This is a genomic window from Rhodococcus sp. MT28, assembly GCF_058792695.1.
Map to the genome: position 1 here is coordinate 1 of NZ_JBXAFD010000021.1, position 18,976 is coordinate 18,976.

Here is an 18,976-nt window from a genome sequence, read left to right on the forward strand (position 1 = left end):
CAACACCACAACAGCATTCAAAACATCCGTTGCGGCACAACACAATTCAAAATCCGCACCGAGCACCCGCCGACCCCACCCAACCGCCACCGAACACCCCCACCACCGGCGCCGGCCCCACACCCACCACCCCGCCGGCCTCGAGGCGAGGACATGCCATCACCCCAGGTCACAACACAGAAACACCCCCACCACCCGACACCACACCGCAACCACCACCCCAACACCAGACCCGCGGACCACACCCGGACCCACCACACACACCCCAACACCTCACCGAACCCACCCCCAGGCCCACACCCCCCGAAAACACCCCCAAATGACCGCACACACCCAACCCCGAGCCCCAACAGCGCCCAACACACCCACACACAGCACAACGGCCCCGACACCACACCACAACCACAGACCTGACGCCTTTCCGCGGCATCTGGTCGCCAGGTACGGGCGTCGCGATTGACTCAACGGGCCAGCGGATGGGCCAATGTAGATAGCCCGGTCATCGACGTTGCTTCGTTCCAGCACCAGAGGAGGCGACCGTGTTCTCTACGATCTGCGCGAAAACACCCGATCGGTCACGGATGTACCGATATGACCGTGTACCTCATAAATGGACCCGAGTCGGTGGGGACGTCGGGGAGCCCGACGAGGTCTACTACGGCGGCGAGTATGGCCTGTTCCGGATAACTCCGAACCCCGATAAGCCGGGCTCCACCTACATCGTTCGATGGCGGAGACGGAAACATAACTACGCAACTCACGCATGGCATCCGATTGGCGGTCCCGGTGCGGAGTTTGTCGTCACTGCCGACACTGTGTTTGGGCTGACACCGGACCGAGGCGCGGTCTACCGGTACGACGACGTTGGAAGCTCCTGGACCGCTGTCGGCGGACCTGCTGCCCACCTGTACGGCGGTGGATATGGGTTGATCGCCACAAGCCCGGACAACGCCAGCGTGTGGAGATTTCTCTGGGAACCCAACACTTGGACGCAGATCGGCGGACCCGGTGCAGAGTTCGCCGTCACTGCCGACACTGTGTTTGGGCTAACGCCGGATCGAGGTGCGGTCTACCGCTATGACGGCCGCGAGCGATCATGGACGGCAGTAGGGGGACCTGCTTCCACTATCTGCGCGTTCTTTGAAGAGGACTGATTGACGGCATAGCCGCCCATGCATCGTTTTCGGATCGTCCGGAAGCTGGCCCTTGGCGCACGCCAGAGCGGCCCCGACACCATCTCGGTGTCGGGGCCGCTGTGCACCAGCTCGACGTCCTACGGGACCGGCCCGGTTGCTGCGGGCCGGTCCCCCGGCCGACTACACGACCAGCCCGACCCCGAGCACGCGGTAAGCGGCCTCGCTGGTGGCACGCTGGGCCGCATCCGGGTTCTCAGCGTTCCACTCGCTGGCGGAAGCGACCACCTCGCGGATGGCGCGGCGAGCAGCCTGCCCGAAGCCCTCCGCATCGTCGATATGGACGACGAAGGGCGCGCCGTCGAGCGTCTGCACGGTCGCGGCCTGGACGTCGACCGCGTAGGTGCCCGCGTCCTTGGCGTGGATCGCGAGGACGCGGTAGGCGGCCGAGTCGGTCACGCGCGGGGTGTCCTCGGAGTTCTCGGCGTTCCACTCGCTGGCGCGAGCGACCGCGCGGCGGATCGCGCGGCGAGCGGCCTGGTCGAAGCCCTCGGGGGCGGTGACGGTGACGGTGAAGCTCGCACCGGTGAAGTCGAGTTCGGCGATGGCCTGGGCTTCGACGCGGTAGGTGTTCATGTGTCCTCCTGGACGTGGGTGGGATGGTTCGGAATGCGGTTCTCCGCGTTAGGCGATTTCCCGAGTGGGACTCGGTGTTTCACCCCCCGAACACCTCTTAACAATACAATACGGCTTTGTGTAGTGGCAAATCCTGCACCCCCCGGCGACGGTCCGACGCGGGGCCGGCTCCTACGCCCGGCACCCAGGGACGTGCTATCACCGCAGGTCAGAGCGTATGGATGGCGCCGGGCGTTCCGGGCACCTGACGGCTGCGGCCGTGGGGGCGATGCTCACGAGTGAAGGTGCGGAAGCCCTCGAAGTCGAGGTCGACGCAGGTGTTGAGGGCGGGGTTTCGGGTGTCGAGGACGACACGACTGCGGGCGGTGAAGCTCGCGCCGCAGTGGCACTCGAATGCGGTGGTCAGGATCTCGCCGAGTCGGTTGGCGAGGAGTCCGGTCACTGCTGCCAAGGGTTCTCCTCCGTGGGATGTGGTGGGCAGGGCCGCACGGCCCGGCAGCGATGCCGGGCCGAGCGGTGGCGCTACAGGCGCTCCCAGAACGCGATCGCGGCCTCGTTCCGGTCGCTGTAGGCGGGAAGGCCGGTGCCCGCGTGGACGGGTCGCAGCGCGTCGGCGATCGGCTCCAGGAGATCCGGGCTCCACCGCTCGTGGCCACCGAGCGCGGCGAGGATCTTCGCGCAGGCGGTCTGCGCCTTCTGCGGGTCGAGCTGGGCGGCGATGTCGGCGATTCGACTCATGGGTCCTCCGTGATGGTTTGGGCCGCTGTGGGGCCCGTGGGGGGCGTTTTCGGGGACGAGAGAGGGGATCGGCCCGGTTGCTGCGGGCCGATCCCCTCTCTTGTCTGTGGCGCGCTACGCGATCCGGTCGGGGGTGAAGGTCTCGGCGGTGGCGTCGAAGACCTTCAGCGGCCGCACCGCGATGCCCTCACGCTCGACGCTGACGAACCCACCGTCGGTCAGGGTTGCCAGGTCGTTCGCGAGGTCGACCTGTTCCGCGTCGAAGTCGCGGGGCACGTTCACCGCGACGCGGTGGCGCGAGACCTCGGTCCACTCGATCTCGATGGTTCGCATCAGACGGCCACCGACTCGGCGGTAGCCGGGACGCGGGAGGCGTCGACGTTGATCAGGCCGCCGACGTCCGCCGACGCGACGAGCGCGGCGACCTGGTCCTCGTCGAGGCTTGTCGTCTCGCCCTCGTCGTCGCTGGAGGTGAACACCACCGTGCCGAAATACGGCTGCGAGCGGAATCCGTAGTGCCGCGCCATCATGGTCGCGGTCCGGTTGACCTTCGCGTCGGCCACGCACATGCCCTCGTCGTCGAGCCACATGCCGAGCCCCGGCGCGAGGCGCACCAGGTCGAAGAGACGGCAGCCGATCGCCTCCCGCAGCGCCTCACCGACGCCCTGCCCCTCGACGGTCGGCAGGTTCACCACCTCGGCAAGCCCGTTCACTCCCAGCCGGACCGCCGTCACCGTGTTCGTCATCTGAACCCCTCTCCCCGCCGCTTCGGCGGGATCTCGTCGGTGCTTGTCACCGCCGTTTCCAACAAGACCCACTTTACAAAACCCTTTTGTAAAGTGCAAGCGGAGAGGGACGCCCGCGAGCCCCGACGCGGTCGCCACCCGCCCGCGTACTGGGGCCGGCGATTCGCCGGCCTCGTCGCGGGACGTGTCGTCACCGCAGGTCAGGACCTATTTCCGCGCAGTGAATGCACGAAGGGTGGGACGCCGAGGTGAAGATCCCCCTCGAGGTCCCGCCCTACCGCGCGTGAGTTGCCGCGTGAGTTACCCGGTGCCGCAGTCGCTTCCGCCGCCACCGTCGCCGCAGTCGCCGCCGAACGTGGAACCGCCGTGGAAGCCGCCTCCGGCCGATCCGTCGGGCTGGTAGCGGCGATCCGGCGCGATCCCCCACTGCGCCGTCTTGACGCGCGACCACACCAGCGCGCCGAACATGGCCACGGCGATCAGGCCGATACAGAGATACAGAGATACAGAGATACAGAGATACAGAATCACAGGTCATCCCCCCTTTTCGTGTCGTGCTCGCGCGCCGGATGCCGCGCGGCCCGTGCGCCACCCGACCACGAGCCGGGCGGGCCGCGCAACGGACACCCGAGGTTCGCGGCCGCGCGGCCGGGCCGGTCAGTCGCGCAGCGCGACCCACAGCTCCGGCTCGAAGTCCCAGAGCGGTTCAGCCTGGACGAGTTCGCCCCAGGTGATCATCTGGCGGCAGTGGTTGAGGGTGTCGTACGCGTTGGCACCCTTGATGTTTCCAGCCAGTCCGGTGACGGAGAAGGCGTGGTAGCCCTGGCCGGTGTCGGGGTTGGTGCACTCGTCGCGCAGGCGCTTGAGTTCGTTGACGATGGTCTGGTGCCACCAGAACCGCTCGCCCTCGCGGTAGGCCGCAGGGTCGCGGTAGGGGTCGTCGGGGCCGAACTCGATCGGGTCGAGGGTCCTCATCGAGGTGTCTCCTTGCAGGTCAGGGGGAATGCAGAACGAAGGCCCCGCCGATTTCCGGCGGGGCCTTCTCGTCGCCTCAGATGTAGGCGATCTCGTCCGCGGTGAGCGCGCGGCCGGTGGTGCGCTCGATCAGCGCAGCCTTGGCGGCGACGAACTCCTCGTCGGTGCCGTTCGCCTTCGCGGCCTCGTAGGTGGCGCGAACCTCGTCGATCGTGGTGGCCATGACCATCTCCCTTCATTGGTGTTCTCCGTCGGTGTTGGCACAACCTTACAATGTTCTTTTGTAAAGTGTCAACCCGAACACGCAGAGAGGCAACGTCATACACGAATCGAGGCAGACATCGAGCGCGCGGGACGTGTCATCTGCGCAGGTCGGGCATTAGGCCCGTAGTCGACACGGGGGCGGGGCCAGGCGGCTCGTGAGGGAGAATGCCGGGGTGGACCGGCCCGGTTGCTGCGGGCCGGTCCACCCTCCGGTTCATGCCCGGGCGGTCACCGGGACGTGTCGTTTCCGCTGGTCACGGTCTCGGGGTCGATCCAGGCGTTGACGGCCACGGCCCGCTCCTCGGAAAGCGCGAAGTAGACGTTCGCGCCGGGGCCGCCGTCGAACGGACAGGTGGCGATCTGGTCGGTGATCACGCGGGCCTCCCTCGCGTTCGGGTGCGCGGCCGCGTTCACCTCGTCGACGGTCTGCGTCATGTCAGCTCCTCTCATTCGCCGGCGATTCGGCGGGACGTGTCATCAGTGCAGGTCCGGGACCATTTTCGGCAGCCTCGGCGTCGAGCCACGGTTCGCGTTCGCGGCCGACGATGTACTCACCGCCCGGCGGGTCGTCGTAGGCGTCGAGCAGCTCGGCGCGCGCGGCCGGGCTGGCGGCGGCCAGGTTCGCGTCGCGGGTTTCCTTCCAGCCGTGCCAGTCCGCGCCGTGCCCGGCGTCGATGACGTACTCAGTGGCCGGGTACGGCTGTCCGCCGAGGAACGCGGTCACCTCGGTGCCGCCGTCGGGGTCGCGAACGACGACGAGTTCGAGTTCGGGGATCACGGCGGTGCCTTTCGTCGGTTCGGGTGGTTGGTCAGCGGCGGTCGGCGCGTTCCTCGGCGTAGTGGCCTGCGGCGTGGCGGTTGACGGCGTCCCAGTCGACGCCGAGCGCGGCGGCCAGGTGTCGCAGGTTCGCGACGAGATCGGAGATCGGCGTCTCGAAGTCGGCGTCGTCGTCCGCTGCCTCGGCGTACGGGGCGACGGCGGAAACGACGCTCAGAGCGCGCACGGCGGCCGATTCGGCGTGGCCGGTCACGTCGACCTCGGGGCGCGGCAGATCCTCGCCGAGCGCGTCGTAGGCGAGCAGGGCGGACACGGTGGTGATCGCGGCGAGCTTGGCGGTGTAGCTGGTCATCAGGGGCAAGTCCTTTCGTCGGAGCGAGACTGGAGGCCGGGGGCGGCCCGTTCGGGCCGCCCCCGGTGGTCGGGTCAGTTCTTGGTCAGCGTGTAGCCGAGATGGTCGGCGAGCATGTGCATCAGCTCCTCGGCATCGGGCGTCGACGCCATCCCCATGCGCAGCGCGGCGGCCTCGCACTCCTCGGGCTTGCCGCACTGGCAGTTGCCGGTCTCCGGCTTCTCGTACGAGGTGTAGAGCGATTCCCCGAAGACGGACGGGTCGAGGACCCACTTGTCGGCGCCGTCGAGGTCGCGCATCACGTAGACGCTCAGGGAATCCTCGATGTAGTGGGTTCCGCGCTGTTCGGCCTGGTCGGCGGGGTGGACGAAGACGGTCTCAATGGTGGTCATGCGTGGCCCTTTCGGTCGTTCCTACGGACACAACTTTACAATATGGCTTTGTAATGTTCAAGGGGTGGGGTTGTCCTTGTCGAGCGACGACTCGCACCTCCGCGTCGAAGCTCGCATCAGGGGCGCGCCGGCGCTTTCGCCAACCCCCGGCGGGACATGTCATCTATGCAGGTCAGAAGCGCGAAAGGCCCTGCACCCGTTGGGGTGCAGGGCCTGGGCGCTGTCGGATTCAGGGTTCGGGCGGACTTGCCCCGGAGGGACGGATTTCGTCCACGGCGGTCAGTGCGGCCGGTATGCGCGGGTTCGTTCGACGCCGTCGTCGTAGTCGTCGACGTACTCCCCATCACCGCGCGTGTAGTTACCTCCGACGCGGTCCGGGTTGTACGCCATGAACACCACGTCGGGGCGGCCGTCGTTGTAGGTGCGGAAGGTGTCGTAGTCCCAGCCGTCGGGGGCGTAGTCGTCGTTCCACTTCAGCCGCGCGACGGGGACGAATCCGGCGTCGGCGTAGAGCTTGGGCAGGACGGTGTCGAAGCAGTCGAGTCGGCGGCCGCCGATCGCGGTGGCCTGGCGGAGCATCGACTGCACAGCCTTCGGGTGTGCGCAGTCCTTGTGCGCGAAGGCGGACACGATTTCGTCGCCCTTGAGGGCAACGCCGCCCTTGCCGTCGTCGGTGACGAGTAGCCGCATCTGCCGGTACTCGTCCTCGTCGTAGACGTAGACCGACGCCGCGTATGGGTTCTTGCGAGTCAGTTCGAGCATCTGTTCCCGGTAGACGCCAGCATCTTCCGGGGCCAGCTCGTGCAGGGTGGGCGCGGACAGCCCGCGGGCCTCGAACTCCGCGCGATCGGCGTCGGGGAGGGTGTGCTCGGCGACCGGGTCGACGGGGTGGCCGTTGATCAGAATCCGAGCGCTTCGGCTTCCTCGATCTCGGGGTCGCTCCAGCGGGCCTCGATCTCCCGGCGCTCCGTCTCCGGCAGGTCCGGGCTCCACCCGTACTGCTTCCAGAACTTCTCTCGCCGTTCCTGGGTCATCGGTTCGTCGTTCGTCATGGCGATTTCCTTCCTCGTGGTCATTGTCGGCGCGTGCCCCGTGCAGGGCTGCGGTTTGCTCGGCTCGCAGCCGCTGTGCGGCCGCCAGGCGCTCGGTGAGCGCGCTGCGGCCGTCTGGGTCGGTGGTGGCTTCGATCGCGGTGCGTAGGTCGTCCTGGCCGCCCGGAGTGGAGTCGTAGAGCGCCCAGGTCTCGGCGAGGTCTGCTTCGGCGGCGGCGAGGCGGCGTTGGAGTCGGGCGTGGGCCGGGTGCTCGGCGAGCTTGGTGCGGGCCTGCTCGACTCGGGCGCTCACCTTGTCGAGTCGTTCGCGCATGTGCGGGGTGCAGCGCGGGCCGGGCTTGGGTTTACACATTGGCGTGGTGCTCGCTCACCGCGCCGATGAGCGTGGCCAGCGCGCGGCCGAGCTGGTCGACCCGCGCAGGGTCCGGGGTGCGGGGATCCGTCAGGTACACGTCGCGGCGCAGCTCGATCATGACCGAGGAGACGCGGCGGTCGTGGCCGTAATGCCGCAGCGGCAGGTAGCAACCGGCGTAGGGCGTGTTCTCCTCGATCTCGCCGAGGGACGCGAATGCGCCACGGGTGGCGGCGATCAGCCAGTCCGGCGTGTGGACCGGGTCGGTGCCGATGCACAGCGGCGGCCGTGCGGCGGCAGGGTCCTCGAACCTCGACGGCGTCTGCGGGTACGAGTGCAGGTCGATGATCACCGCGTGGCCGCACGCACGCAGCCGGTCGTCGACCGCGTCCGCAACGGCATCGGCGTAGGGACGGAATATGGCATCGAGCAGGTCCCCGGTGCGCGGATACGGCTCGGCCCGCATCGGTGCGCCGCCGCAGGTGCGGGTGTAGACCGCACCCCGACCAACGGCGTTGGCCGGTTCGGTGTCGTCGGGGAACCGCTCGGGGTCGACGACCAGCCGCGAGAGCGTGTTGCGGACGACTGCGGGCCTGAGCCCGTGGTTCCCGATGTGATGGGACGCGGCGGCGGCGATCTCGTCGGTGGCGGTGTCGGTGGCCTCGTCGAGTTCCGCCTCGAGTTCGGCGTCGGTCAGCAGCAGGTCCGCGCGGATCTCGGGCGGAATGACGCGCGAGGCGTGCGGGACGTGAATGAGCACCGGCGACCTGGTGGCATCCGGTGTGACTGCGGCAGTGCTGGGCACTACTCCCCCTCTTGTCTGTCGTGATCACGGCCGATCTTTCGGGCGCGATGCGCGACGGATAGTGGCATCGGTGGGCAGTTCTTCGCACCTGGGTGTACCCCCGCCGTAGGGGACGCGAATTGTCCTCGCGGGCGCAGGAATCAGGCGCTACCCGGGATCCGGACGCCGGTCACGCACTGCGGCGCCCGAATGCCTGGACAGCGGCGTCGCGCAGGACCCAGGTGTCGCCGACGCGGGTGGCGGGCAGCTTGGCCGTCTTGATGGCGTTGAGGACGCCCTGGCGGCTCACGCCGAGCGTGTTGGCGGCCTCGGTGACGGATACGAGGGGCGGCAACTCGATGGCGTCGGTGAGGCGGTCGAAGTCGGCGGCGGTCAGTACGCGCATCGACAGCAGCGTCCACGGGTACGTGTCGAGCAGCGCCAGCGCGGTGGTGTTGGCCTGGCGGACGGAGTCGGCGGGCAGGGTGAAGACAACCTCGGTGCGGCCGAGTTCGGAGCGGCCGACGGCTCCACTGTGGTCGGCGATCGGGTCCAGGAGCTGGTCGATGTTCTCCTCGTCGAACGGTGCGTCGAGTTCGGCGACGACGTTGTACGGCTGTGCGGTCACTGGTTTCGGTCCTTTCTGTTTTCATCTCGGGTGCGAGGTTTGGTTCGATGGGAGTGGGCCGGGGGTGTTACCTGCACCCCCGGCCCCTCTCTCATCTCAGTGGCGGGGTGGCCACTGGAACCCGGTCTGGCGCTTGATCTGCGCCAGGGCGTTCTTGAAGGCTCGACGGTCGCTGGCCGTCTTGGAGAAGGTTGTGATCACTTGTCCGTCCTTGCGGACGATCGGGTGGCCAGCCTTGGTTGCGCCGATCTCGAATCCGGCTTTCTCCAGTGCCTTCAGGACCACCTGCGTGTCCCGGTCGATTCCCCTGAACCTCTGCGGCAATCCTCGCACCTCTCTGTTTAATTGACAATCCAAGCGTAACCAATCACTTGTCAATTAGCAAGCTATGGCGGCGACGGTGGTCGCGAGCTGGGAGTTCCCGACAACGAGCCGGGGCCGGCGACTCGGCTACACCAGCACGAAAAGGGGCCCCACCGGCCGGTGAAGCCCCCCTCGCGCCCGTAGCGGAACTACATCGCGGCCACGACCGCGCGGGCGTACTCGCGTGCAACCGGGAGGTCGACGCCGGTCGGGCCCGCGTCGTAGGCCGCCGCGACGGTCTCGACGTCGGTCGGCTTCCCGGCAGCGGCGAGCTGGTCGACCAGTCGGCAGTCCAGGCGCACGAGGGCCGCAACGGCGTCGCCGATCTCGAACGGCGACGCCGTGCCGTTGCCGTTGTCGTCGTGGACGTATTCGGCGACCTGATGAGGCAGGAGCTGGGCGGGCCCGAGCTGCCCACCCGGACCGACGGCGCGGGCGTCGAAGCCGGACTCGAACTCCAGTTGCGCAGCAACGAAGCCGGGTGATCTGCGGCGCCGCACACGCCAGCGGCGCGGCGTGGATCCAGGGAGCGAAGTCGGCGGGCACACGGTCGAGCACGCTGGGGGCGTTCGGGGCGGCGACGGCGCTCGGAGCGGCAAGCAGCGCGGCGACCCCGGCCGCCGCCGCGCCCCAGACGAGTGCGGCGCGGCGGGCGGTGGGTGCGAACATGCGAAGTCCTTTCCTGTGGTGGATGGTTCAGCGTCACTGATGCCGGGCCTTCGGCACCAGGGGGTGGTCACAGCGCGACGTCGAGCACCCGGGCGCGGTCAGGCACGCCGTCGGGGCCACTGAAGCCCCACGCCTGGACCGCTCTCCGGGCCTCGGCGGGGATCTCGGCGTCGCGAACGCTGGCGCCGTAGCGGCGGTCGGGGTCGAGGACGTAGCCGCCGAGGACGGCGCTCTCGACAGCCGGGTGCAGATGCCAGGTGGTCCCGGTCGGGACGCCGAGCATGCCGTAGGCGTACCGGGTTGTCGGCGCACCGGTCTCGGGGTCGACGGTCTTGACCTCAGTGGCCCATTCGACGGACACCAGCGCGTAGAGCGGGGCACCGATGACGCCGGTGGCCATCACCGAGGTGTCCGCGCCCACGAAGGGCTGCACCAGGCTGCCCGGGGCCGGGGTGCGCGGGAAGCCGTGGGCGAAGCCGACGACGAGCGCGGCGGCCCCGTTGATCTCGGTGGCGTAGCCGGTGGGCAGTACGGGGGCGGGGACAGTCATGGTGACCTCCTGTGCGGGGTGGGCGTTTTCGGGCGACGGAGCGCTGGTCAGGCGGCAGCGAGGGCGGCGCCCGGGCGGGCGTGGACCTCGATGTCGACCGCGGCGTCGACCTCCTCGTGGACGGTGCCGTCGGTCAGGCGCACGTCGACGAACAGCACGCCATCCTCGGTCCTCCGGTTGAGGATTTCTTCGATCTCGCCCCAGATCGGCTCGCCGGTGATGGCGACGGTAACGAGTTCGGCAACAACGGTATTCGACATTTCGTTTCCCCTTCGACGGTGGTGTTCGACAGGCATTACTAGACAAAGTCTTTTTGTATTGTTGCAACCCCAAATCTGACAGCCCGCCGGAAACTCACGCACGGGACGTGTCATCTGCGCAGGTCACACACCGTTTCTCCGTCCCAGGTGCATACGAAAAATGCCGGGCAGCGAGTACGTGTCTCACTGCCCGGCATCACGAAGGACGCGGGGCCGGCTATGCGCCGGGACGTGTCATCTGCGCTGGTCAGCAGCAGTTTCGGTGCGCGTCACCATTCACCGCGACCGGCTCCCGACCGGAACGGTGGTCTCGAGCGCGATCGGGAGATCGGTGTAGCGGCCTCGGCGGCGGCCTTGTCTGCCTGACGGTGCTGGTGCGCGTCGAGTGCGGCCACTCCGGCGATGTCGGGTCGGCCAGTGGCGAGCAGGACCAGCACCTCACGCGCGGCGACGGTGTCGCCCAGCGCGCGGTGTCCGCCGGACAGCGGGACGTTGAGGTCGGTGCCGAGCGCGGCCGAGCGCTGCTGCATGACGCACTGCCAGCGGGTTTCGTCGGCCAACACGGGTGCGACGGTGCCGGTGCGGGCGCAGTCGTGGAGGATCCGGCCGTGGTCGAACGGTGCGTTGTAGGCGAGCACGATCCGTCCGGCCACCGCCTCGACGATGCGGGGCAGCACCTGCGGCCAGGTCGGTGCACCGACGAGGGCGGCGGCGGTGATCCCGTGCACGGCCTGCGCGCCCGGCTCGATCGCGACGTCTCCGGGGTCGACGAGGGTGTCGAGCAGGACGGCACCGGTGGCGGCGTCGATGACCGCGATCTCGATGATCGACCCGTCGAATCCGGTGGTCTCGCAGTCGAGCACCACCGCCGTGCCGGGCGCGAGCATGCCGAGTGCCCACTGTCGCGGGTCGGTCTGCGGTGTCGTCACGGGTACCTCCTTGGTGCTGGTCATGGTCGCGCACGGCACCGACATCACTAGGCAGACTGTCGCTGCTCGGCCTCGGCGAGAGCTGCGGCGTAGGTGTCGCGGTGTCCGCACGGGTTGATCCAGACATCGTGGGTGAGCCATTCCCCGTCGTCATAGCGGCTGTGGCTGCGCGGCTTCCCGCGCAGCCCGCCGCACTTCTGACAGGTGGCGTCGATGGCGATGGTGCGGATACGAACGTGGCCGACGGGCGAGGCGCTGCGGTCGGGCACGCGCACCGACAGTGCGGCGGTGGCGAGCAGGTAGCCGCGCCCGGATGCGGTGGCGTGCAGGCGGTCGACGTTGATCTCGACGACCCGGTTCGGGTGCAGGACCTGGCCGTTGGCGTGGTTGGTGACGGCGATAACCGTGCAGACCGCGACGGTGCCGAGAGAGCCGGCACTCTCGAATCGCTCGACGCGCAGAGTGCGGCGCGCGGTCCGGCGGGTGTCGTCGATCCAGTGCTGGCCGACGCGAATCTCGTCGCCGTGCCGGTTGGTCATGGTGGCGGGCATCGTTTCTCCTGTGGGTGTGGCCGGGGCTGCGGCGGCCCCTGGCCGCCCCGGGGTGGGGCGGCCAGGGGTGGGGGTGGTCAGGCGGCGGGGGTGTCGGTGACGCGCTCGCCGTCGACGATCCGAACCTGGCGGTGGTCCGTGGTGCGCAGGTCACGGATCTCGCTGTAGGCGATGCAGTCGGTCCAGCCCCCGCCGACGATCGAGCGGATGGACACCGACTTGGCGTTGACCCGCACGACCTCGTTCCACTGGCCGACGTAGTAGACGTGGTCGCCCTTGGTGACCACGTCGCGGCTGTAGGCGGTGGCCTTGCCGTCGGCGAGCTGCTGTTCGTGCACGCCCTGCCAGTAGGCGAGCTGGTCGGCGGTGTGCTCGATCTCCTCGAGCACCTGATCGCGGTGCGCGCCGGTGGCCGAGGCGTGGGACTCGACGAACTTCTCCCCGGTCTGGGAGTCCGTGTGCAGGGTGCGGGTGTAGCCGTCGCGGGTCCGCTCGTAGCGGCGCAGGTCCGCGGTCAGTTTCGCGATCCGTCGGGTCACGGTCTGCGGGGCGTAGCGCGCGTCGGTGGTCTTCGCGGCGTCGGCGCGGCCGCGTGCGGTGGCGGCGTCGCGTTCGGCGTGCACGGCCTTTCCGAGGGTGTTCCAGGACTTCTCGACCGCCTTACGGTGGCGGCTCTCGCTGTGGTGGCCGACCTTGATCGGCTCGCCGCCCTCGGGCAGTGCGTCGGTGGCGGCCTTGTCGGCGGCCCAGGCGGACTCGGCGGCGGCGGCCTTGCGGTCGGCCTTCGAGTCGAGGGCGTCGACCCGGTTCTCCTGGCGGGCGATCTTGTCGGCCTCGACGTCGGCGGTGGTCCGGTAGGTGTCGTCGATGTCGAGCTCGACGACGAAGTCGGCGGCGCGCAGCGCGGCGGCGGTGGAGTTGATCTGGGCACGCTTGGCGCGCTGGTCACGCGAGTGCGGGATGTACCACGAGCCCAGGCCCCGGGACCAGCGCCAACGGTGGAGCTTGAGGATTTCGGCGGATCCGTCGCCGCGTGCGGTGCCGTCGATGAGGGTGCCTTCGGCGTGGGTGTGGGTGATGGTCAGTGCAGACACAGGTGGTGGTCCTTTTCGTCAGGTGTGGAAGGTCGGGGCCGGTCAGGTCAGCGGATGAACCGCCATGCCGAGCGAGCGGCGCGGGCCCCTGGGACCTTGCGAACGGCGAGGTTGGTGGCGGCCTTCGCGGCGCGCTTGCCGTAGACGGCGCCGCGCGAGGGACCGGCCGGGCGGGCGGCGGGGCGCTTGGGCGCCGGGCGGTGGGAAGGTGCCGGGGTGGTGGCCATTTCGCGTTCCCACTCGGCGAAGTGGTCGACCGGGGCGGGGGCCTTGTCCGGGTCCTGATTGGCAGCCTTCGCGGTGCGCGAGCGGTCCTGGTGGCGGGCGTCGCGGGCCTCGTGGCCGCTGATGGGGTCGACATACCGCAGCGGGGTGTGGGCAACGATGGCCCCGGCCAGGCGCGAGCGCCAGACCTGCTGCTTGTAGGCGGCGAGAAAGTGGCCGACCAGCCATGCGAGGGAGCCGAGGGCGATCAGCGCGAGACGCGTCCCGGTCGGACCGTCGAGGACGATCGAGATCAGGGCGGTGATCACGAGCAGAGCGCCACCGAGGCGACCGAGCAGGGATCCGACGGTCCAGATGATCAGCGCGGTCAGAGCGACGAGTGCAGCGATGGCGATCAATGACATTTCGTTTCCCCTCGTATGGTGCAACTTCCGAGAACTACTTTACAATACGATATTGTAATGTTGCAAGCCCAACGTAGGAAAGGACCCGAAGGTCATGCTTCTGACAATGCAAACGCCCTGTGTAAAGTCCGAGGAATCGAGCGCCTGGCCACTCCTCCCGGCAGCGCCACAACCGAGGACAGGTGCGCACCACATGGCCAACCCGAACAGACTCACGACCCAGCAGGTCGTGGACCTGGTCAAAGAACTCACGGGCAAAGAGATCAAACCGATGACCTTCGCCGGCTACGTCACCCGCGGCCAGGCACCGAAGCCCGTGGAGAAGATCGGCGCCACTCCGCTCTGGAAGCGCAGCGAGATCGTCGAGTGGGCCGAGAACCGGCCAGGCCGCGGAGCACGCACCGACCTACGCAAGCCCCGCCGACCCGCGAAGCCCACCGGCGCCGAATAGCTCACCCATCCGGCGGGACGTGTCATCTTCCCAGCTCACAAGACATTTCACGCACAGCGCAGCGCCCCCACTCCATCGTCGGAGTGGGGGCGCTGCACGTTCACTGGCGGGTGAGCGCGATCCGGATGACAGCGTGGGCCGCAGCCATCGCGACGAGGACGACACTCGCACCGAAGACAACGGGGACGACGACGGCGTGGAGGTTGATCACAGCTGGGACGTGTCGTTTCCGCTGGTCATCGACAGTCGACGTGGATCGAGAGCTGGATGCGGCCGCTGTGGGTTCGTGGCCACTCGGTCGGTGCGTCGGCGGTCGCGGCGATGTCGAGCTGGTCGGCCTGGGACCAGTCGACGGCAGTGAGGGTGTCGAGGAACTGGTTGGTGGTGTCGACGTCCGCAGCGGACAGGCCCTGGTCGGCGTTCTCGATCGTCAGGGTCTGGGATCCGTGGGCGGCGTTGATCGTCCAGCCGTGCGGGGCGGTGATGTCGACGGCGAGGTCGTCGCCCCGCCCGGTGCACCGGGCGGTGACGTCCTCCGGCTTGGGGGTGGTGATCTCGCTGTCGGAGTGGGCATCTCCCCAACCGATGACGATGCTGCCGAGGTCGGTGCTGGTGGCGGTGACAATCGCTCCGCTGGTCGAGGTGGTGACCGATGCGGCGTCGCGGGCATCGTCGCTGCCGCAACCGGCCAAAGCCGCGGCCGCGGCGAAAGCTGCGGCCACGGCGGCGGTCCGGGCAAGGGCGGTGCGTGGGGTGGTCATCTCGATGTGTCCTCTCGGGTCCGGCTAGCTGACGACGTCGATGAACCAGCGGCCGTCGACCTTCTTCGTGGTGATGGTCTGGGGAATGCGCTGCGCACCCTCCGGGCGCAGCTCGGTCAGGTCGACGCTGTACGCGGCCTCCGACAGCGGGGTGATGGCCACGCAGTAGTTGGTGCCCGGCGGGACGGCGTCGATGAACGGCTGGAGCTGGTCCGCCGGAACGATGGTGGAGTTCGATGTGGCCAGCGCGCGGGCGGCGGCGGCGTTGCGCTGCGCGTAGTAGGCGTGGTTGAACGCGGCGATGACTCCCGCGCCACTGTCCTGGTCGCCGCGGTCGGCGCGGCAGGTGTCGTCGACCTCGGATGAGGCGGCGGTGGTCGTCGTGGGGGCGGGGTCGGGCAAGTCGAGGATCGGCAGGGTGTCCTCGTCCGGCACGGCGGTGGTGGCGGTCGCGGTGTCTGCGGGCTGCTCGCCGCCAGAGGTCGACCACACGGTGGTGCCGATGACCGCGACAGCGACGACGCCGATCCCACCGGCGATGGCGAGCTTGGTGGGTGTGCGCCGGCCACGCGTGGCCGGGACGCCGGGCGCAGCCGCGTTGGCTGCGCCCGACGAGCTGGTGGTGGGTGCCCCACCGAGAAGGTCGATCACGGCGGGGTGGCGCTTCGCCGGACGTCCGAGGTTCGGCTTCTTCATGGTGAGGTCCCCTTTCCAGGTCAGTTGCCGTGCTGGGCGATTCCGTCGCCGACCGCGGTGGAGATGAGGTTTCCGGCCAGGCCGGCGGTGGCGTTGGCGAAGAAGTCGTTCAGCGAGGTGTCGACCTGCTCGATGACCTCCTGGCCGCCAGGCTGGGCAGCGACGAAGTCGCGAACCTGCTGGTCGACGACCGGCGCGGACTCGACGACGTTCTGCACCGTGTCGGCGGCGGCCGCACCGACCGGGCCGGAGTTCTCCCACTCGGTCAGCGTCGCGGCCGTCTGATCGACGATCGCGTCGTGCTCGACGTCCTCGACCGCGACCTCCTCGGGCTCGGTGAGGTCACCGGCACCGAAGTTCGTCGCGGCGGCGACACCGGCAGCGCCACCGGCCAGGCCACCGACCGCAGCAGCCGGGACACCGGCGACGGCCGCACCGATCGCCGCGCCGCCCGCGGTGCCGGCGACACCGCTGGTCACGACCGGCAGACCGGGGATCGGGGTCGGAATGATGGTGCCGAGCGCGGCGCCCTGGACGCCGCCAACGGTGCCGCCGATCAGCCCGCCGACCACGGCGGCGGGGACACCGACCGCGGTCGCGCCGGCCACGGCGCCGGTGACACCGCCCGCGACCTGCGAGGCGGCCAGGCGCTCGGCGCGGGTGGTTTCGACACCGACCGAGCGCCAGAAGTCGGTGGCCTGGGCCTCGAGGATCGCGGACGTGTTGTTGGTGCGCTCGGCGTCGACGTCGGACATCCAGTTCGCCTGCTCGAACATTGCGTCACCGAACCGGACCTTGTTGCGCGGAGCGATGATCGGCGCGGTCGGGGTGACCGCGACGGGCAGGTGCAGCGTCTCGATCTGGACCGGGGCGACGTAGGTGTACTCCGGGGCCACGTACGTCTCGGTCTCGTAGTCGTAGTTCGGCATCGCCCGCCACTGCACGTTCTCCGGCGCGTACGCCTGCGGGGTCTCCACCCAGGTCGCGGCCTGCGCCGGGGCCTCGGGCACGGACGCGGGCGCCGGGGCGGGTGCGGTGGTGGTGCCGCCCTGAGCACCGGCGCCGACCGTGCCGCCCTGAGTACCTGCGCCGGTGGTGCCGCCCTGGGTCGGTGCGGCACCGGCCGACGGGGCGAGGGCGAGGCCGGCGGCGACGGCGGCGGCCGCGACGAGCGCGACGGTGGCCTGGTTCTGGACCTTGCGGTGCCGGCCGCTGGAGCTGCGGCGAGCGGCGCGGTTGTTGATGTCGTTGCTCATCGAGCATCGCCTTTCATCGTGGATCGGCCTCGGTGCGAGGCCCGGATCTCGGGGTTATGGGAGGGATCGGAGGTCGATCGGTGAGGCCGGGTGGCCGGCCAGCGCATCAGCTCACGGCGACCGCCATCCGGTCGACGACGGTGGCTGCGAGCACCGTCAGCGCGTCCCGGGTTTCGCGGCGCAGCCCGGTGAGTGCGATGCGCTCGCCGGAGGCGAACAGCGGCTCGAACGGCATCCGGCACACCGGAACACCGAGCGCGGCGAACGCGTCGACGGTGTCCGTCTCGACCATCGGCGCATCCCCAGGACCGTCGGTGATGACCACGATCGTGCGAGAGAGCACGTCCGGGCGCACGGCGGCGTAGGTGTTGAGGGTTCGCTCCGCGGCGGCGGCCGCGTCGAAGCGCAGCGGGACCGGCACGATGACCGCGTGCGCGGCGGTGATCGCCCACCGCCAGCTCTCGGAGAGGCTGGAGTTGCCGGTGTCGGCGACCAGAACGTCGCGGTGGCGGCCGAGGACGGCGCCGACCGTGGCCGCCTCGGTGTAGCTCAGCGGCGCGATCGCACCGGCGAGCCCGGCTGCGACGTCGGAGCCGGACGGCTGCCGGGCCAAGTACCGGGCGAGCTGGGAGGCGCGAATCTCGCCAGAGGCCGGGTCGATTCCGGCCAGCAGGCTGACGATGTCCTGCCCCGGCTGCGGCGGTACGGCGACCCGGTCTGCGAAGCTGCCGCCGACCTCACCGAGATCGAGGCACGTGACGGTAGCGGGGCCGCGGTACTCGGCCATCGTCTCGGCAAGGCTGATCGACATCGGGGTCTTGCCCACGCCGCCCTTGACGTTCGCGATCGTGATCACCGCGCCCTCGGGCAGCTGCCGCGCGATCGCCTGTTGCGAGCCGCGCAGCCGCACCTCGAGGGAGTCGGACTTCGGGGCGAGCTTCAGTCCCAGCATCGCGTTGATCCGCCCGCGAACCCCGAGCCGAGCCGGGTCGCTCGACACCGGGTTCGCGCGCGGTGCGGACAACTGCGAGAGCACCACCGGGCCCGTGATCGGCCCTGTGATCGCTTCTGCGGGCCGCTGCCCCACCGGGGAAGGCGTGGGAGCGGCGACCCGCTGCGGGGCGGCCTGTGCGGGCGTGGGAGGGACCGGCCGCGCAACAGGCTGTGCGGCCGGGGTGGTGTCGGCGTAGTCCATCGACTCCGCCGACACCATCACCGGCCCGGCCGGCGGCGCGGAGACAGGCTCCGCCGCCGCCGGTTCGGGCTCGGCCATCGTGACGACCGGGAAGGGCGTGCTCGGTGCGCACTCCCGGGCGCTGCCGTCGGGTCCGACGGTCAGGTACTTGGTGTCCTTTCCAGTCCGGTAGACGACCTCGACAGCGGACTCCTGTCCCTTGGCGATGCTGTGCACGAACTCGTGCACGACCGCGCCAATGGCCTTGTGTTCGGTCGCCTCCAGCTCCATCGGAGGCACGTTGGCGTCCTCCAAGGTCGCGCGGGCGGTGGTCTTGGAGGTGATCTCGACATCGACGGTCGGCGGGGTCATCGTCAGTTGACCCCGAAGGCGCTGGCGCCGGCCAGTGCCGTGTTCATCTCGTCGACGACGGCCTCGGCCTGTTCCAGCTCGGCCAACGCAGTCGCGCGGGCGGCGACTTCAGGCAGCGCCTCGATCACGGCGCGGCGCTTGGCGGCGGCGTCGCTGATCTCGGCGAGGCGGTCACTGGTCAGCTCCTGGTTCTCGCTGAGCTTGGCCACCCACTCCGGGGACGTGTCCTTGAGGTATTCCCGCAGCGCCTTGATGACGGGATCGTTGGCGCCCTTGGAGACGAACGGTCCGCGCAGCGCGGCGACGTCCTCGGTGGTGGGGGTGATCGACTGGGAGATGCGGCGGCTCATGGTGTTCCTTTCGGTGGTGGGTACTGCTCGGGGTTTCTGCG

At 69.4% G+C, this 18,976-nt stretch carries 29 protein-coding genes; 1 reads left to right on the top strand and 28 read right to left on the bottom strand.

All coding sequences use genetic code 11. From position 1 onward, the window contains the following. Window positions 1–1,316: 1,316 nt before the first annotated feature. The 23 genes from AC1Q6C_RS31130 to AC1Q6C_RS31240 all read right to left on the bottom strand — a co-directional run bounded on the left by AC1Q6C_RS31130 (window position 1,317) and on the right by AC1Q6C_RS31240 (window position 13,899). Window positions 1,317–1,769 carry a hypothetical protein gene (locus AC1Q6C_RS31130; protein WP_161121726.1) on the bottom strand — a complete coding sequence of 151 codons (453 nt, stop codon included), beginning with the start codon at window positions 1,767–1,769 and terminating at the stop codon, window positions 1,317–1,319. 208 nt (window positions 1,770–1,977) lie between these two features. Next, window positions 1,978–2,220 (bottom strand): hypothetical protein, encoded by a 243-nt coding sequence (locus AC1Q6C_RS31135; protein ID WP_161121727.1) that lies wholly within the window; start codon window positions 2,218–2,220, stop codon window positions 1,978–1,980. A 71-nt stretch (window positions 2,221–2,291) separates the two neighbouring features. Beyond that, window positions 2,292–2,507, bottom strand: a complete 216-nt coding sequence (locus AC1Q6C_RS31140; RefSeq protein ID WP_161121728.1) for a hypothetical protein — start codon at window positions 2,505–2,507, stop codon at window positions 2,292–2,294. 114 nt (window positions 2,508–2,621) lie between these two features. After that, window positions 2,622–2,840 (bottom strand): hypothetical protein, encoded by a 219-nt coding sequence (locus AC1Q6C_RS31145; RefSeq protein WP_161121729.1) that lies wholly within the window; start codon window positions 2,838–2,840, stop codon window positions 2,622–2,624. Next, entirely contained in the window at window positions 2,840–3,253 is a 414-nt protein-coding gene (locus AC1Q6C_RS31150; RefSeq protein ID WP_161121730.1) for a DUF3846 domain-containing protein, read from the bottom strand. The genes AC1Q6C_RS31145 and AC1Q6C_RS31150 overlap by 1 nt, the downstream gene beginning before the upstream one ends. 300 nt (window positions 3,254–3,553) lie before the next feature. Then, complete coding sequence (locus AC1Q6C_RS31155; protein ID WP_161121731.1) at window positions 3,554–3,784, bottom strand: hypothetical protein; 231 nt, start codon at window positions 3,782–3,784, stop codon at window positions 3,554–3,556. A 126-nt stretch (window positions 3,785–3,910) separates the two neighbouring features. Continuing rightward, window positions 3,911–4,228: a hypothetical protein gene (locus AC1Q6C_RS31160; protein ID WP_161121732.1), complete on the bottom strand. Its 318-nt coding sequence runs from the start codon at window positions 4,226–4,228 to the stop codon at window positions 3,911–3,913. Between the two features lie 76 nt (window positions 4,229–4,304). Next, window positions 4,305–4,451 carry a hypothetical protein gene (locus AC1Q6C_RS31165; protein WP_161121733.1) on the bottom strand — a complete coding sequence of 49 codons (147 nt, stop codon included), beginning with the start codon at window positions 4,449–4,451 and terminating at the stop codon, window positions 4,305–4,307. A 269-nt stretch (window positions 4,452–4,720) separates the two neighbouring features. After that, window positions 4,721–4,927, bottom strand: a complete 207-nt coding sequence (locus AC1Q6C_RS31170; protein ID WP_161121734.1) for a hypothetical protein — start codon at window positions 4,925–4,927, stop codon at window positions 4,721–4,723. A 1-nt stretch (window position 4,928) separates the two neighbouring features. Beyond that, a complete protein-coding gene (locus tag AC1Q6C_RS31175; RefSeq protein ID WP_202427396.1) occupies window positions 4,929–5,270 on the bottom strand; it encodes a hypothetical protein in 342 nt (113 codons plus the stop codon). A gap of 31 nt (window positions 5,271–5,301) precedes the next feature. Continuing rightward, window positions 5,302–5,622, bottom strand: coding sequence for a hypothetical protein (locus AC1Q6C_RS31180; protein ID WP_161121735.1), 321 nt, complete (start codon window positions 5,620–5,622; stop codon window positions 5,302–5,304). A 74-nt stretch (window positions 5,623–5,696) separates the two neighbouring features. Next, window positions 5,697–6,014, bottom strand: a complete 318-nt coding sequence (locus AC1Q6C_RS31185) for a hypothetical protein (protein WP_161121736.1) — start codon at window positions 6,012–6,014, stop codon at window positions 5,697–5,699. A 279-nt stretch (window positions 6,015–6,293) separates the two neighbouring features. Continuing rightward, the gene (locus tag AC1Q6C_RS31190) at window positions 6,294–7,379 is read right to left on the bottom strand and encodes a hypothetical protein (protein ID WP_245362073.1); all 1,086 of its coding nucleotides are present in this window, start codon (window positions 7,377–7,379) and stop codon (window positions 6,294–6,296) included. Between the two features lie 31 nt (window positions 7,380–7,410). Further along, window positions 7,411–8,223: an N-formylglutamate amidohydrolase gene (locus AC1Q6C_RS31195; RefSeq protein WP_161121737.1), complete on the bottom strand. Its 813-nt coding sequence runs from the start codon at window positions 8,221–8,223 to the stop codon at window positions 7,411–7,413. A 169-nt stretch (window positions 8,224–8,392) separates the two neighbouring features. Beyond that, complete coding sequence (locus tag AC1Q6C_RS31200; protein ID WP_161121738.1) at window positions 8,393–8,830, bottom strand: helix-turn-helix domain-containing protein; 438 nt, start codon at window positions 8,828–8,830, stop codon at window positions 8,393–8,395. Window positions 8,831–8,926: 96 nt separating this feature from the next. Beyond that, window positions 8,927–9,154 (bottom strand): hypothetical protein, encoded by a 228-nt coding sequence (locus AC1Q6C_RS31205; RefSeq protein WP_161121739.1) that lies wholly within the window; start codon window positions 9,152–9,154, stop codon window positions 8,927–8,929. Between the two features lie 188 nt (window positions 9,155–9,342). Beyond that, on the bottom strand, window positions 9,343–9,741 hold the full coding sequence (locus tag AC1Q6C_RS31210; protein ID WP_161121740.1) for a lytic transglycosylase domain-containing protein: 399 nt from the start codon (window positions 9,739–9,741) through the stop codon (window positions 9,343–9,345). A gap of 188 nt (window positions 9,742–9,929) precedes the next feature. Beyond that, window positions 9,930–10,295, bottom strand: a complete 366-nt coding sequence (locus tag AC1Q6C_RS31215) for a hypothetical protein (protein WP_161121741.1) — start codon at window positions 10,293–10,295, stop codon at window positions 9,930–9,932. A gap of 164 nt (window positions 10,296–10,459) precedes the next feature. Next, a complete protein-coding gene (locus AC1Q6C_RS31220) occupies window positions 10,460–10,672 on the bottom strand; it encodes a hypothetical protein (protein ID WP_161121742.1) in 213 nt (70 codons plus the stop codon). Between the two features lie 269 nt (window positions 10,673–10,941). Next, complete coding sequence (locus AC1Q6C_RS31225) at window positions 10,942–11,601, bottom strand: 3'-5' exonuclease (protein WP_161121743.1); 660 nt, start codon at window positions 11,599–11,601, stop codon at window positions 10,942–10,944. A gap of 47 nt (window positions 11,602–11,648) precedes the next feature. After that, window positions 11,649–12,152 (bottom strand): hypothetical protein, encoded by a 504-nt coding sequence (locus tag AC1Q6C_RS31230; protein ID WP_161121744.1) that lies wholly within the window; start codon window positions 12,150–12,152, stop codon window positions 11,649–11,651. Between the two features lie 77 nt (window positions 12,153–12,229). Further along, window positions 12,230–13,246, bottom strand: coding sequence for a DUF3560 domain-containing protein (locus AC1Q6C_RS31235; protein ID WP_161121745.1), 1,017 nt, complete (start codon window positions 13,244–13,246; stop codon window positions 12,230–12,232). 47 nt (window positions 13,247–13,293) lie between these two features. Continuing rightward, window positions 13,294–13,899, bottom strand: coding sequence for a hypothetical protein (locus AC1Q6C_RS31240; protein WP_245219889.1), 606 nt, complete (start codon window positions 13,897–13,899; stop codon window positions 13,294–13,296). A gap of 169 nt (window positions 13,900–14,068) precedes the next feature. Between AC1Q6C_RS31240 and AC1Q6C_RS31245 the strand changes: the two genes are divergently transcribed. Further along, entirely contained in the window at window positions 14,069–14,326 is a 258-nt protein-coding gene (locus AC1Q6C_RS31245; RefSeq protein ID WP_161121746.1) for a helix-turn-helix transcriptional regulator, read from the top strand. A 236-nt stretch (window positions 14,327–14,562) separates the two neighbouring features. Here AC1Q6C_RS31245 and AC1Q6C_RS31250 read toward each other — a convergent pair whose 3' ends face one another. The 5 genes from AC1Q6C_RS31250 to AC1Q6C_RS31270 form a co-directional block, all read right to left on the bottom strand. After that, window positions 14,563–15,087, bottom strand: coding sequence for a hypothetical protein (locus AC1Q6C_RS31250; protein ID WP_161121747.1), 525 nt, complete (start codon window positions 15,085–15,087; stop codon window positions 14,563–14,565). A 24-nt stretch (window positions 15,088–15,111) separates the two neighbouring features. Further along, complete coding sequence (locus tag AC1Q6C_RS31255) at window positions 15,112–15,783, bottom strand: DUF8176 domain-containing protein (RefSeq protein ID WP_161121748.1); 672 nt, start codon at window positions 15,781–15,783, stop codon at window positions 15,112–15,114. Between the two features lie 20 nt (window positions 15,784–15,803). Continuing rightward, window positions 15,804–17,039, bottom strand: a complete 1,236-nt coding sequence (locus AC1Q6C_RS31260) for an insoluble domain protein (RefSeq protein ID WP_161121749.1) — start codon at window positions 17,037–17,039, stop codon at window positions 15,804–15,806. Between the two features lie 106 nt (window positions 17,040–17,145). After that, on the bottom strand, window positions 17,146–18,585 hold the full coding sequence (locus tag AC1Q6C_RS31265; protein ID WP_161121750.1) for a ParA family protein: 1,440 nt from the start codon (window positions 18,583–18,585) through the stop codon (window positions 17,146–17,148). A 2-nt stretch (window positions 18,586–18,587) separates the two neighbouring features. Beyond that, the gene (locus AC1Q6C_RS31270; protein ID WP_161121751.1) at window positions 18,588–18,935 is read right to left on the bottom strand and encodes a hypothetical protein; all 348 of its coding nucleotides are present in this window, start codon (window positions 18,933–18,935) and stop codon (window positions 18,588–18,590) included. Window positions 18,936–18,976 lie beyond the last annotated feature (41 nt).